The 13,548-nt window shown below is 69.9% G+C and carries 10 protein-coding genes; 7 read left to right on the plus strand and 3 right to left on the minus strand.

Going from position 1 to position 13,548, the window contains the following annotated elements:
• Positions 1 to 14 precede the first annotated feature (14 nt).
• From AD72_RS12820 to proB, 5 genes are all read left to right on the plus strand, one after another.
• Positions 15 to 3,068: a translation initiation factor IF-2 N-terminal domain-containing protein gene (locus AD72_RS12820; RefSeq protein WP_031466707.1), complete on the plus strand. Its 3,054-nt coding sequence runs from the start codon at positions 15 to 17 to the stop codon at positions 3,066 to 3,068.
• 189 nt (positions 3,069 to 3,257) lie between these two features.
• A complete protein-coding gene (gene rplU / locus AD72_RS12825; protein WP_031466708.1) occupies positions 3,258 to 3,566 on the plus strand; it encodes a 50S ribosomal protein L21 in 309 nt (102 codons plus the stop codon).
• Between the two features lie 12 nt (positions 3,567 to 3,578).
• Positions 3,579 to 3,836, plus strand: a complete 258-nt coding sequence (gene rpmA, locus AD72_RS12830) for a 50S ribosomal protein L27 (protein WP_031466709.1) — start codon at positions 3,579 to 3,581, stop codon at positions 3,834 to 3,836.
• Positions 3,837 to 3,984: 148 nt separating this feature from the next.
• Positions 3,985 to 5,427 carry a GTPase ObgE gene (gene obgE / locus AD72_RS12835; protein ID WP_031466710.1) on the plus strand — a complete coding sequence of 481 codons (1,443 nt, stop codon included), beginning with the start codon at positions 3,985 to 3,987 and terminating at the stop codon, positions 5,425 to 5,427.
• A gap of 51 nt (positions 5,428 to 5,478) precedes the next feature.
• Positions 5,479 to 6,594 carry a glutamate 5-kinase gene (gene proB / locus AD72_RS12840; RefSeq protein WP_031466711.1) on the plus strand — a complete coding sequence of 372 codons (1,116 nt, stop codon included), beginning with the start codon at positions 5,479 to 5,481 and terminating at the stop codon, positions 6,592 to 6,594.
• An 8-nt stretch (positions 6,595 to 6,602) separates the two neighbouring features.
• On the opposite strand, the gene AD72_RS12845 is transcribed toward proB, so the two are convergent.
• Positions 6,603 to 7,463, minus strand: a complete 861-nt coding sequence (locus AD72_RS12845; RefSeq protein ID WP_031466712.1) for an NmrA family NAD(P)-binding protein — start codon at positions 7,461 to 7,463, stop codon at positions 6,603 to 6,605.
• Positions 7,464 to 7,540: 77 nt separating this feature from the next.
• Here AD72_RS12845 and AD72_RS12850 point away from each other — a divergent pair, with 77 nt between their 5' ends.
• Positions 7,541 to 7,990 (plus strand): RrF2 family transcriptional regulator, encoded by a 450-nt coding sequence (locus AD72_RS12850; RefSeq protein ID WP_031466713.1) that lies wholly within the window; start codon positions 7,541 to 7,543, stop codon positions 7,988 to 7,990.
• 10 nt (positions 7,991 to 8,000) lie between these two features.
• Here the strand turns inward: AD72_RS12850 and AD72_RS12855 are convergent, their stop codons facing one another.
• Positions 8,001 to 10,121 carry a RecQ family ATP-dependent DNA helicase gene (locus tag AD72_RS12855; RefSeq protein ID WP_082468923.1) on the minus strand — a complete coding sequence of 707 codons (2,121 nt, stop codon included), beginning with the start codon at positions 10,119 to 10,121 and terminating at the stop codon, positions 8,001 to 8,003.
• Between the two features lie 201 nt (positions 10,122 to 10,322).
• Here AD72_RS12855 and AD72_RS12860 point away from each other — a divergent pair, with 201 nt between their 5' ends.
• Positions 10,323 to 11,516, plus strand: a complete 1,194-nt coding sequence (locus tag AD72_RS12860; protein WP_031466715.1) for a cytochrome P450 — start codon at positions 10,323 to 10,325, stop codon at positions 11,514 to 11,516.
• A gap of 58 nt (positions 11,517 to 11,574) precedes the next feature.
• On the opposite strand, the gene ilvD is transcribed toward AD72_RS12860, so the two are convergent.
• Complete coding sequence (ilvD, locus tag AD72_RS12865) at positions 11,575 to 13,419, minus strand: dihydroxy-acid dehydratase (protein WP_031466716.1); 1,845 nt, start codon at positions 13,417 to 13,419, stop codon at positions 11,575 to 11,577.
• Between the last annotated feature and the right edge of the window lie 129 nt (positions 13,420 to 13,548).

Here is a 13,548-nt window from a genome sequence, read left to right on the forward strand (position 1 = left end):
GGCGAAGGAGTTGTATGTCGAACACGGACAACCCCGCCGAATCCACCGGCGGGGATAACGTCACACCGTCCACAGCCGAGGCGCTGCCCGCGAAACTGCGGGTGCACGCGCTCGCCAAGCGGCTGGCGACCTCCTCGCGGGCAGTGCTGACCGCGATCACCGAACTCGGTGGTTCCGCGCGGACGGTGCAGTCGAGCGTGGACCGCGAGCTCGCCCAGCGGGTCGCCGATCACCTGGGCAATCCGGTCGGGGAGCAGCAGGAGCAGCCCGCGACGGAACCGGTCGCGGCGGCGGCCCCGGCCGAGTCCGAGGCGACCGCCACCACGGAACCGGAACCGGCCGAGCAGCCAGCCCAGCCCGCCCAGGCCGAGAAGGCCGAGAAGGCCGAGAAGACTGAAACGTCCGAGCGGGTCGTCGCGGAGGAGATCGAGCAGGCACGTACGGTCCCGGAGCTGTTCCTCGGGCCGAAACAGAACGCGCAGGCCGAGACCGAATCCGGCGGCGCGCTCACCCTCGCCCCCGCCAACCAGCTGGTCAAACACCAGCCCCCGGCCGCGCCGGTGTTCGCCGCGGCCTCTCCGCTGTTCCTGCCGCCCGAGCCCAAACCGGCCGAGGTGGCCCCGGAACCGAAGGAACCCGACGCCGCCGACCCCGAGCCCGCGGCGGACACCTCGGTGACCGAGGACGAGGAAGACGCCGACAGCGAGGACGCCAACCGCAAGCGCCGCCGTCGTGGCCGTCGTGGCCGTGGCCGGGGCAAGGGCGCCGAGGCCGCCGAGGGCGGGGACGGCACGAACGATGAGGCCGAGACCGACAAGCAGGACGGCGAGAAGCCCGGCCAGGGCAAGCAGAACCAGCCCAAGCAGAATCAGCAGAAGCAGAACCAGAACAAGCAGGACGCGCCCGCGGATCAGGAGACCGAGGACACCGACGCCACCGAGGACGGGGACGAGGACGGCGGCTCCCGGCGGCGCAGGCGCAGGCGCCGCCGCAAGGGCACCGAGGACGGTAACGGCGGGGCCGCGGGCGATCCGCCGAACACGGTCACCCACGTGCGCGACGGCAACAACGGGTCCGGCGACGAGGTGCGCGCGGTGCGCGGCTCCACCCGGCTGGAGGCCAAGCGCCAGCGCCGCAGGGACGGGCGCGAGGCCGGGCGCCGTCGCACCCCGATCCTCTCCGAGGCCGAGTTCCTCGCCCGCCGGGAATCCGTGCAGCGCCGCATGGTCGTCCGGGAACAGGGCGAGCACACCCAGATCGGCGTGCTCGAGGACGGCGTGCTCGTCGAACACTTCGTCACCGCGCACGGCTCCGGCTCGCTGGTCGGCAACGTGTACCTCGGCCGCGTGCAGAACGTGCTGCCCTCCATGGAGGCCGCGTTCGTCGATATCGGCCGCGGCCGCAACGCGGTGCTCTACGCGGGCGAGGTCGACTGGGACGCGGCGGGCCTCGAAGGCAAGTCGCGGCGCATCGAACAGGCCCTCTCCACCGGCGACGCGGTGCTCGTGCAGGTCACCAAGGACCCCGTCGGGCACAAGGGGGCGCGGCTGACCACCCAGATCTCGCTTCCCGGCCGGTTCCTCGTCTACGTGCCCGGTGGCTCGGCGACCGGGATCTCCCGCAAGCTCCCGGACAACGAACGCCGCAGGCTCAAGGACATCCTCAAGCGCATCGTGCCCGAGGACGCGGGCGTGATCATCCGGACCGCCTCCGAGGGCATCTCCGAGGAAGACCTCGAACGGGATGTGCGCAGGCTGCAGGTGCAGTGGGAGGCGATCAACGACCGGAGCAAGTCCAAGTCGGCCAAGGCCCCCGAGCTCGTCTACGAGGAGCCCGACCTGCTGGTCAAGGTCGTGCGGGACCTGTTCACCGAGGACTTCGCCGAACTCGTCGTCGCCGGGGACACCGCCTGGGAGACGATCAACTCCTACATCGAGCACGTGGCGCCCGAGATGACCTCGCGAGTGCGCAAGCACGTCGCGCAGAGCGATGTGTTCACCGAATACCGGGTGGACGAGCAGATCGCCAAGGCACTCGATCGAAAGGTCTGGCTGCCCTCCGGCGGTTACCTGGTCATCGACCGTACCGAGGCGATGACCGTGATCGATGTGAACACCGGGAAGTTCACCGGCTCCGGCGGCAACCTCGAGGAGACGGTGACCAGGAACAACCTGGAGTCGGCCGAGGAGATCGTGCGCCAGCTGCGGTTGCGCGATATCGGCGGCATCATCGTGATCGACTTCATCGACATGGTGCTCGAGTCGAACCGGGACCTGGTGCTGCGCAGGCTCACCGAATGCCTCGGCAGGGACCGCACCCGGCATCAGGTGGCCGAGGTCACCTCGCTCGGGCTCGTGCAGATGACCCGTAAGCGGGTCGGTACCGGGCTGCTCGAAGCCTTCTCCACCCCGTGTGAGCACTGCAAGGGTCGCGGCGTGGTGGTCTCGGCGACCCCGGTGGACGCACCGGCGCCCAGCGCCCCGCCCGCCTCGAACGGTAACGGCCGCAAGTCGCGCAAGAACAAGGACCGCGGCGAGCAGCAACCGCAACAGCAGCAACCACAACAACAGCAGCAACAGCAGGACCCCGAGGAGGCGCAGCGCGCGGCGCAGCGCATCGCGGCGACGGCCCTGCTGCACGCCAAGGCGGCCGAAGCGGCGCAGAAGGACACCGGGAGCAAGGACTCCGAGGAATCCGAGAGCACCGGGGCCGCCGCGGCCGAGGCGGCGCCCGCGGCTCAGGCGGACTCCGGGGCTCAGGTGGACTCCGGGGACAAGGGCGCCGAATCGGCCTCGCGCCCGGCAGTGAACGGGGCCAACGGGCACGAGCGGCCCGAACCGGTCGCGGCCTCGACCCCGGTCGAGGACCCCGGCGCCGAAAGCCGTGCTTCCGCTGAGCCGCACAGCCCGGCGCAGCGGCCGGCGGGCCCGCCGCAACCGGCGAGCGTGCCGGAGAACAACGGCCACGTGCCGACCGAGACCGGCAGCGCGAGCGTGGTCGCGGGGACCCAGACCCCGCGCCGCACCCGCAGGGTGGTTTCCCGGCCGAGCGGGGCCCCCGAGGCATGAGTCCTCCGGCGGGCCTCGCGCTCGCCGGCCGGGCTCGGCAGACAGTGAAGTCGACCCGGGTACATCCCCGCGGAAGTCGGGGGTGTACCCTCGATTGCGGCCCACCGTCCGGTGGGGCACGAACGTGCGGCCTCGGAAATGAGGCCCGAGAATCAGCAGTCCGTTGATGGAGTAGGAGACATCCGCCCGATGTACGCGATCGTCAAGACCGGCGGCAAGCAGTACAAGGTGGCCGTCGGCGATGTAGTCGAGGTCGAGCGCCTCGCAGGCGAGTCGGGCGCCGAGGTCGAATTCCCGGCCGTGCTCCTCGTCGACGGGGCCGATGTGGTCACCGATGCGAGCGCACTGTCCAAGGTCGCCGTCACCGGCAAGGTGGTGGAGCAGACCAAGGGCCCCAAGATCCGCATCCACAAGTTCAAGAACAAGACCGGGTACCACAAGCGCCAGGGTCACCGCCAGCAGCTGACCCGCGTCGAGGTCACCGGAATCAGCAAGTAGGGGAGTTCCGCCATGGCACACAAGAAGGGTGCGTCCAGCTCCCGTAACGGTCGCGACTCGAACGCCCAGCGGCTCGGGGTCAAGCGCTTCGGTGGTCAGCAGGTCAACGCGGGCGAGATCATCGTCCGGCAGCGTGGCACCAAGTTCCACCCCGGCGTGAACGTCGGCCGTGGCGGCGATGACACCTTGTTCGCGCTCACCGGCGGCGCCGTGCAGTTCGGTGCCAAGCGTGGCCGTAAGACGGTGAACATCGTCGAGGCGGACGCCTGATCGAATAGCCAGTTTTCGGGCTTCACGCCCATGGCGGGCCGGGATTCACGTCCCGGCCCGCCTTTTTTGTTGAAGAACCTCGAGCTGTTGAAGAGCCTTGAGCTGTTGAAGACGCTCGAGCTGTCGGGAATCGTTGAGGAGGGTGAGGATGTCGCGGTTCGTCGACCGGGTGACCATCGATGTCACCGGTGGGGACGGTGGGCACGGCTGCGCATCCGTGCACCGCGAGAAGTTCAAACCGCTCGGTGGCCCGGACGGCGGGAACGGCGGGAACGGCGGCAGCGTGAGCCTCGTCGTCGACCGTGGTGTGCACACCCTGCTCGATTTCCACTTCCATCCGCATGCCCGCGCGACCAACGGCAAGCAGGGCAAGGGCGCGCACCGCAACGGGGCGAACGGGGAGGACCTGGAGCTCGCCGTACCGGACGGCACCGTGGTGCTGGACGAGAACGGCGAGGTGGTGGCCGACCTCGTCGGTGAGGGCACCCGGTTGCTCGCGGCGAACGGCGGCCGCGGCGGGCTGGGGAACGCCGCGCTCGCCTCCAAGGCACGCAAGGCGCCGGGGTTCGCGCTGCTCGGTGAACCGGGGGAGCACCGGGAGCTGGTGCTCGAGCTGAAGTCGGTCGCCGATGTCGGTCTGCTCGGGTTCCCCTCGGCGGGCAAGTCCTCACTGATCTCCGTGCTCTCCGCGGCGAAACCCAAGATCGCCGAATACCCGTTCACCACCCTCGTGCCGAACCTCGGCGTGGTCACCAGCGGGGACACCGTGTTCACCATGGCGGATGTACCCGGTCTCATTCCGGGGGCGAGCGAGGGCAAGGGGCTCGGCCTCGACTTCCTGCGGCACATCGAGCGCTGTGCGGCGATCGTGCACGTGGTGGACTGCGCGACCGAGGAACCGGGGCGGGACCCGAGCTCGGACATCGACGCGCTGGAGTCCGAACTCGCCCGCTACACGCCTTCGCTTTCCGGGAACCTCGCGGACAAACCCCGGATCATCGTGCTGAACAAGATGGACATTCCCGATGCCCGCGATCTCGCCGAGCTGGTGCGCGGGGATCTCGAGGGCCGCGGCTGGCCGATCTTCGAGGTGTCCACCGCGAACCGTGAGGGGCTCGCGAAGCTGGGGTATGCGCTCGCCGAGATCGTCGAAGGCCAGCGTGCCGCGGTGAAACCGGCCGAGCCGACCAGGATCGTGTTGCGCCCCAAGGCAATCGGTGGCGCCGAGTTCACCATCGAGAAGGACCCGGACACCGAGGGCGGGTTCGTGGTGCGCGGCGAGCGCCCGGAGCGCTGGATCAAGCAGACCGATTTCACCAACGACGAGGCCGTCGGTTACCTCGGCGACCGGCTGGCCCGGCTCGGTGTGGAGGAGGAGCTGGCCCGGCTCGGCGCGGTGCCCGGAAGCCCGGTCACGATCGGTTCGGTCTCCTTCGACTGGGAACCGTCCACTCCGGCCGGGGTCGCCGTCGCCATGTACAGCAGGGGAAGCGATCCGCGCCTCGACGAGGGGCCGGACCGGCCGAGCGCGGCGGAACGCAAGCAGGCACGCAGGCGCAGGCGCGGTCTCGAGGAGCAGGAAAACCAGTAACCGCGGCGGTTCTTTTGTGGCAGCGTTTCCTTGCGGCGAAAGGAGCGTGTGGTGTCGGAAGCCAGGGAAGCGATCGTTGCGGCGAAACGCATCGTCGTCAAGGTCGGTTCGTCCTCGTTGACCACGGCCCGCGGAGGCCTGGACGCCGCCCGGCTGGACGCGCTCGTGGAACCGCTCGCGGCGCGCGCGAACGCCGGTGGCGAGGTGGTGCTCGTTTCCTCCGGCGCCATCGCTGCGGGACTGGCCCCGTTGGGCATCCCGCGCCGCCCCAAGGACATCGCCAAACAACAGGCGGCGGCCAGCGTCGGACAACTCGCGCTCGTACACGCCTACGTCGAAGCGTTCGGCCGCAACGGACTCACCGTGGGACAGGTCCTGCTCACCGCCAATGACGTGGTGCGCCGCTCGCACTACCGCAATGCCCAGCGCACACTCGCCACCCTGCTGCGGATGGGCACCATTCCGGTGGTCAACGAGAACGACACCGTGGCCACCGAGGAGATCCGGTTCGGGGACAACGACCGGCTCGCCGCCCTGGTAGCGCATCTGGTCGGCGCGGATGCACTGGTGCTGCTCTCCGATGTGGACGCGCTCTACGACCGCAACCCGGCACTCGTTGGGGCGCGCGTGCTCACCGAGATCACCGATCCGGCCGAGCTCGACGGGGTCGGTGTGGAAACGGTTGCCGCATCCGGGCTCGGCACCGGTGGCATGGCCTCCAAACTGGCCGCCGCACGGCTCGCCTCGGGTGCCGGGATCCCGGTCCTGCTCGCCGGGGCCGAACAGGCGAAGCAGGCCCTGGACTCGGCGAGCGTCGGCACTGCCTTCGCGCCCGGCAAGACCAGGCTTTCCGCCCGCCGGTTCTGGCTCGGCTACGCCGCGGACGCCACCGGGCGGCTGCGGCTGGACACGGGCGCGGTCACCGCGGTGACCCGGCGGCGCCGTTCCCTGCTCGCCGCCGGGATCCTCGAGGTGGGCGGGACGTTCAACGCCGGGGATGTGGTCGAGCTCCTTGCCGAGGACGGGGCCGTGGTCGCCCGGGGCGTGGTCGCCTATGACGCGACGGAGCTGGCCACGATGACCGGGCAATCGACGGGGGAACTACCGCCCGAGCAGCGCCGTGAGGTGGTGCACGCCGACGATCTGGTGCCGCTGCGGTCGAGCTGAGCGAGGGCTCAGGACCGCAGTGCCTCCCGGACGATATCGGCCAGTGCCACCGGTTTGCGGCCGGTCAGCTCGGCGACAGCGGCACTGGCGTTCGCGAGGAAACCACCGCGGCTCGCCGCGCCGAACGAGGCCACGACCTCCGCGACCTCCTCGGGCAGCCCGGCCGTCCGCAGCCCCTCGGCGAACGCGGCATCCTCGGTGTGCACGAGCTCGACCTCGCGGCCGCCGAGTTCACTGGCCAGGGCTGCCAGGTCCTCGGCCGTGAGTGCCTCGGGGCCGGTGATGTCGTACGCCTTGTCCGCGTGCCCGTCCTGGGTCAGCACGGCGGCCGCGGCCGCGGCACAGTCCTCCCTGGTCACGTAGGCGATGGCGCCCGCACCGGTGTTGGTCACCAGCCGGCCCGCCGCGATGGCCTGTTCGATGACCGGGATCTGCATGTGCGCGTACAGGTTGTTGCGCAGCATCGTCCACCGCACGCCGCTGTCCCGCAGCGCTTGCTCGGTGCCCGCGTGATCGGGAACCACCAGCGCGGGATTGGCGGGGACCGGTTCGGGCACGGAAGTGTAGGCGATGTGCCCGACCCCCGAATCGGCCGCGGCGGCGATGGCGGCTCGTTGCTGGTCCAGCCGGGCGCCGACCGCATCGGTGGAGATGAGCAGCAGCCGGTCCACGCCGGTGAACGCGGTGGCGAGGGTGCGCGGATCGGCGAAATCGGCTCGGCGCACCTCGGCGCCGCGAGCCGCGAACTCGGCGAGCGAGTCCGGATGCCGGGTGGTGAGTACGACCTTGCTCGGCTCCACGGACTGAAATACGAGCTCGGCGGTGGTCCGCCCCAATGCGCCGGAAGCCCCGGTGATGGCGATCGTCATCGCGAAACCTAACTGTAGCTGTTGTGATTACGAATCAAACTGTAACCACGACGATGGCGATATGGCAACATGGGGGTATGCCGAGTTCGAAGAACACCCAGTTCGCGGTCGCCGTGCACGTGCTGACCTACCTCGCCGGCCAGGTCGAACGTGGCCCGGTGAGCTCGGATGAACTGTCCGCGAGCACCAATGTGAACCCGGTCCACGTGCGCCGGGTGCTCGGGCCGCTGCGCGAGGCCGGGCTGGTGTGTTCCCGGCCTGGGGTGCACGGGGGCTGGGAGCTGGCGACCCCCGCCGAGGAGATCACGCTCGCGCGGGTGTGGCGACTGCTGCAGGGCGCGGATCCGGTGCTCGGACTGCACGGGCCCAATCCGGACTGCCCGGTCGGCCGCGGTGTCCAGCGCTCGCTGGCCGCCATCGACGGGGCGGTCGCCGAGGCCGTCGCGGCCGAACTCGAACGCTCGACCGTGCAGGACATCCTGGCCCGAGAGGTGCAGGGCGCCTGCTCTGTTCCGGGGCAGGCCTGACGCCTCCGCCTCAGCCGACCTGGGCCAGGGCGAAGGGGTAGACCGCTCCGGCGCCCCCTTCCCGGACCAGTTTGCTCGCCACGGTCATGGTCCAGCCGGTGTCCACCCGATCGTCCACGAGCAGCACCGGTCCCGGATTGTCCGGGAGCCTGGCGCGCAGTTCCTCGCCGAGGCTCAGCGCGTCGTGCACCGCGGCGAGCCGTCGCGCGCTGTTCGTGCGTCCTTCCCCGGTTCCCGCGGAGTGCACGGTGCCGAGCCAGGTGAGCCTTCCCACCTGGGACAGCCGCGTGGCGAGGCTGGAGACCAGCTGGGGCCGTCCGGTCGAGGCGATCGCGGCGACCGCGGTGGGGCGCTCGGCCCAATCCCATCCGGCAAGCACCTGGACACAGGCCTGGAACACCTCGTCTGGCACCGGCCCGTCCGGTTCGGCGAACAGGGCGCGCAATCGGTTGCCCCAGCCGATATCGGTGAGCCTGCCGAGCACCCGGCCCTCCTCGGCGCGCTGACCCTCGGGGAGCTTTCCGGAGAGGGGAACGCCGAGACCCGCCATTCCGGTCGGCCAGGTCTTGCGCGGCGGCACCGGTACACCGGGCGCGTCCAGCCTGCCGCCGACCGCGGCGACGGTGCTGTCGCTGACCTGAGTGCCCGGGCGCTCGCCCGTGCAGTTGTCGCAGCGCCCGCATTCGCCCGCCGTAGGATCGTCGAGCTGGCGCAGCAGGAACAGCATGCGGCAGCCATCGGTGGACGCGTAGTCGAGCATCGCCTGCTGCTCGGTTTCCCTGGCACGGGCGATGTGCGCATAGCGTTCGGTGTCGTAGTGCCAGCTCTCCTGCTCGCCGATGGTCCAGCCGCCGCGGACCCGGTGCAGCACGCCATCGGTGTCCAGTACTTTGAGCACCATTTCCAAGCGGGACCGGGAAAGCGGGACGAGCGGTTCCAGTGCCGCGGTGGACAGCGGTTTCGACGCCTCGCCGAGCGCGTCGAGCACGGCACGCACGACCGGTTCCGGCGGGAAAGCCATCGAGGCGAAGTACGCCCAGATATCCCGGTCCTCGGCACCGGGGAGCAGGATCGCCTCCGCGCTGCGCACACCGCGGCCCGCGCGGCCGATCTGCTGGTAGTAGGTCACCGGGGAGGACGGGGCGCCGAGGTGCACGACGAATCCGAGGTCCGGCTTGTCGAAACCCATCCCGAGCGCGGAGGTGGCCACGAGCGCCTTGACCTTGTTGCGCAGCAGGTCCTGCTCGGCCTGCTCGCGTTCGGCCGGTTCGGTGCGCCCGGTATAGGAGGCGACCGGAAACCCTTGCGCGGTAAGGACATCCGCCACGTCCTCGGCGCCGGACACGGTGAGTGTGTAGATGATCCCCGAGCCGGGCAGCTCGGCAAGGTGTTCGGCGAGCCAGCCGATGCGCTGCCGGGAGCTGGGCAGCGAGACGACCGAACAGCGCAGCGATTCCCGGTCCAGCCGGCCGCGCAGTACGACCGTGTCCCGCCCGCCGAGATCGAGCTGTTCGGTGACATCCCGGACCACCCGGTCGTTCGCAGTGGCGGTGCAGGCGAGCACGGCCACCTCGTCCGGCAGTTCGGTGAGCATGGCGCGCAGCCTGCGGTAGTCCGGCCGGAAATCGTGCCCCCAATCGGAGATGCAGTGCGCCTCGTCGACCACGAGCATTCCGGCGCTCGCGGAGAGCGAGGGCAGCACCGAATCCCGGAAATCGGGGTTGTTGAGCCGTTCCGGGCTGATGAGCAGGACGTCGACCAGGCCCTCGGCGACCTGCTGGCGCACCTGCTCCCAGTCCTGGATGTTCGCGGAATTGATGCTCGCCGCGCGGATCCCGGCCCGCGCGGCCGCCTCGATCTGGTTGCGCATCAGGGCGAGCAGTGGGGAGATGAGCACCGTAGGACCGGTGCCCTTTTCCCTGAGCAGGGCGGTGGCGAGAAAGTAGACCGCCGACTTGCCCCATCCGGTGCGCTGCACGACGAGTACCCGGGCGTTGTCGAGGACGAGGGCGCGGATCGCCTGCCACTGGTCCTCGCGAAGCTCGGCGCCGTCACCGGCGAGCGCGGTCAGCAGTTCCGCCGCCCGGGTGCGGAGTTCGGATTCGTCGATCGTGCCAGCGGATTGGGCCATGCCTCCTTCCTACCGCAGGGTTCGGGGGCGGCGCCGCAGCAGAGCCGCATGAATGGTCCATTCACGCGGCTCCGGGGCTGGGCAGGCCGGGAAACCCGCGGTGTACTGGGAAAACCGAACGCAACCGATCGGGTTGCTTGTCCGCGGTGGAGCAGACGGGCTACGCTCGAAAAAATGCAGAAACTGCAAAAAGGAGTGGAGATGGCGGCGACAGATGTGCTCGAGTACCCCTTCGAGCAGCCGGCGGAGCTGGCGCCACCCGTGGAGTTCGCCGAACTGCGTGCCGAACGTCCGATCCAGCGCGTCGAGTTGCCCTACGGCGGTCAGGCCTGGCTCGTCACCCGGTACGCCGATGTGAAGCAGGTCTATGCCGATCCACGGTTCTCCCGTGCCGCGACGGTTGGGGAGGACATCCCGCGGACCACTCCGGCGCGGGTGCGCGCGGGCGGGCTGCTCGCGATGGATCCGCCGGAGCACTCGCGCCTGCGCAAGCTCGTCGCCAGCGCGTTCACCATGAAGAACGTGCAGCGCTGGCGCCCGCGCACCGAGCAGGTGGTCGGCGAACTGATCGCGGGCATGCGGCCGCCCGCGGATCTGGTCGATCAGTTCTGCCTGCCGCTCCCGGTGACCGTGATCTGTGAACTGCTCGGGGTGCCCGCGACCGACCGGCATTTCTTCCAGCACTTCGCCCAGATCATGCTGAGTACGACGGCGGCGACGGCCGGGGAGATCGAGCAGGCGCGCGAGGAACTGTTCGCCTATCTGCGCGAGCACATCGCCGCGCGGCGTGCGCAGCCGGAAGGACAGCGCTCCCGGGACCTGCTCACCGATCTCGTGGAGGCCAGGGACAACACCGACCGGCTCAGCGAGGACGAGCTGGTGCAGATGGGCGTGGGTATCCTCGTCGCGGGGCACGAGACCACCGCGAACCAGCTGGCGAACTTCACCTTCACGCTGCTGGACACCGGTCTGTGGGCACGCCTGGTCGAGCGGCCGGAACTGCTCGACTCCGCCGTGGAAGAGCTGCTGCGCTATGTACAGCTGGGCAATGGCGGCAGCGCGCGGGTCGCCACCGAGGATGTGGAGCTCGCCGGGGTCCTCGTGCGTGCCGGTGAATCAGTGATCGGCGCGCTCGGTTCGGCGAACCGGGACGAGTCGGTCTTCCCGGGCGCCGATCGGATCGACTTCGACCGGGAGACCAATCCGCATGTGGGGTTCGGGTACGGGGTGCATCACTGTCTCGGTGCGCAGCTGGCCCGGATGGAACTGCGGGTCGGGCTCGGCGCACTGATCGAGGCGTTCCCCGGACTGCGCTTCGCGGAGAGCGCCGAGCAGGTGCCCTGGCGGGTGGGGCGCCTGGTGCACGGGCCCAGGGAGCTACGCCTGCGCTGGTGAGCACCGGCGCGGCCGGATCGGGGCGAGCCATGCCCGCCCCGATCCGGAAACCTCGCCGCTACTTGGTGACGTCGCGGACCGCACCGGTCGAGGCGTCGGTGGCCATCCGGGCGTAGGCCCGCAGTGCCTGGGTGACCGGACGCTGCCGGTCCTTGGGCTGCCACGGCCGTTCGCTGGCCTCCATCTTGGCGCGGCGCTCGGCGATGGTGCTCTCGTTGACCAGCAGTTCGAGCTTGCGATCGTGCACGTCGATGAGGATCCGGTCGCCGTCCTCGATGAGCCCGATCAGCCCACCGCCCGCGGCCTCGGGGGAGATGTGCCCGATCGAGAGCCCTGAGGTACCGCCGGAGAACCGGCCGTCGGTGATCAGCGCACAGGACTTGCCGAGGCCACGGCCCTTGAGGAAGGAGGTCGGGTGCAGCATCTCCTGCATGCCCGGTCCGCCGGAGGGGCCCTCGTAGCGGATCACCACGACATCCCCGGGCTGGACTTCCTTGTTCAGGATCGCCGAGACCGCCTGTTCCTGGGATTCGAGCACCCTGGCCGGGCCCTCGAAGTGCCACAGTTCCTCTTCGATGCCCGCGGTCTTGATCACCGCGCCGCGCTCGGCGAGGTTGCCGCGGAGCACCGCGAGCCCGCCGTCGACGGTGTAGGCGTGCTCGAGGTCGCGCACACAGCCGTTCGCCGCGTCGGTGTCCAGCTCGTCCCAGCGGTTACTGGTGGAGAAGGCCTCCGTGGTGCGCACCCCACCGGGGGCCGCGTGGTAGAGCTCGACGGCCTCCGCGCTCGGCGACTCGGCGCGGATGTCCCACGCGGAGAGCCATTCGTCCATTGTGGACGAGTGCACGGTGCGCACCCCGGTGTTGAGCTTGCCCGCACGGTAGAGCTCGCCGAGGATCGCCGGGATTCCACCGGCCCGGTGCACGTCCTCCATGTGGTAGTCGGAGTTCGGCGCGACCTTGGAAAGGCAGGGCACATCCCGCGAGATGCGTTCGATGTCCGCGAGGGTGAAGTCGACCTCGCCCTCCTGCGCCGCGGCGAGGATGTGCAGCACGGTGTTGGTGGATCCGCCCATGGCCATATCGAGGGCCATGGCGTTCTCGAAGGCTTCCTTGCTCGCGATCTCCCGCGGCAGCGCCGAGGTGTCGTCCTGCTCGTAGTAGCGGCGGGCCAGTTCGACAACGGTCCGGCCGGCGTTCTCGAACAGTTCGCGGCGCGCGGCGTGCGTGGCGAGCGTGGAACCGTTACCCGGCAGGGAAAGCCCGAGCGCCTCGGTGAGGCAGTTCATCGAGTTCGCGGTGAACATCCCCGAGCAGGAACCACAGGTCGGGCAGGCGGACCGCTCGACGGCGGTCAGTCCGTCGGAGTCGACCCCGGAGTTCGCCGAGGCGGCGATGGCGGTGATCAGGTCGGTCGGCGCGTGCGCGACCCCGTCCACCACGACGGCCTTCCCGGCCTCCATCGGCCCACCGGAGACGAACACCACCGGGATGTTCAGCCGCATGGCGGCGTTGAGCATGCCGGGGGTGATCTTGTCGCAGTTGGAGATGCACACCAGCGCGTCGGCCTGGTGCGCGTTGACCATGTACTCGACGGAATCCGCGATGATCTCGCGCGAGGGCAGCGAGTAGAGCATTCCGGAATGCCCCATCGCGATCCCGTCGTCGACGGCGATGGTGTGGAATTCGCGCGCGATCCCCCCGGCCTCGGCGACCGCCTCGGCCACGATCTGGCCGAGGTCGCGGAGGTGTACGTGACCGGGCACGAACTGAGTGTAGGAATTGGCGATGGCCACCATCGGTTTGCCGAAATCGCTGTCGGTCATACCGGTGGCGCGCCACAGGGCCCTGGCCCCCGCGGCGTTGCGACCATGCGTTGTGGTCTTGGAGCGCAGTTCGGGCACGGCTCCTCCGTGATCGAATACGAAAATTGTCGAGGCAGGCGTCAGCGGGCGCGCACCTGATTGAACGCGCCGCGGCGCCGTAATGGGCCGGTGGTGGCCAGTTTACTCCTGTATCGCACCGGGTTTCGC

It is taken from the genome of Sciscionella sediminilitoris (genome assembly GCF_000737195.2).
GTDB lineage: Bacteria > Actinomycetota > Actinomycetes > Mycobacteriales > Pseudonocardiaceae > Sciscionella > Sciscionella sediminilitoris.

Coding starts and splice junctions, on each gene's coding strand:
- AD72_RS12855 (WP_082468923.1), bottom strand. CDS start 10,121: ATGGCCCAATCCGCTGGCACGATCGACGAATCCGAACTCCGCACCCGG.
- AD72_RS12845 (WP_031466712.1), bottom strand. CDS start 7,463: ATGACGATCGCCATCACCGGGGCTTCCGGCGCATTGGGGCGGACCACC.
- AD72_RS12860 (WP_031466715.1), top strand. CDS start 10,323: ATGGCGGCGACAGATGTGCTCGAGTACCCCTTCGAGCAGCCGGCGGAG.
- AD72_RS12820 (WP_031466707.1), top strand. CDS start 15: ATGTCGAACACGGACAACCCCGCCGAATCCACCGGCGGGGATAACGTC.
- AD72_RS12850 (WP_031466713.1), top strand. CDS start 7,541: ATGCCGAGTTCGAAGAACACCCAGTTCGCGGTCGCCGTGCACGTGCTG.
- rplU (WP_031466708.1), top strand. CDS start 3,258: ATGTACGCGATCGTCAAGACCGGCGGCAAGCAGTACAAGGTGGCCGTC.
- rpmA (WP_031466709.1), top strand. CDS start 3,579: ATGGCACACAAGAAGGGTGCGTCCAGCTCCCGTAACGGTCGCGACTCG.
- obgE (WP_031466710.1), top strand. CDS start 3,985: ATGTCGCGGTTCGTCGACCGGGTGACCATCGATGTCACCGGTGGGGAC.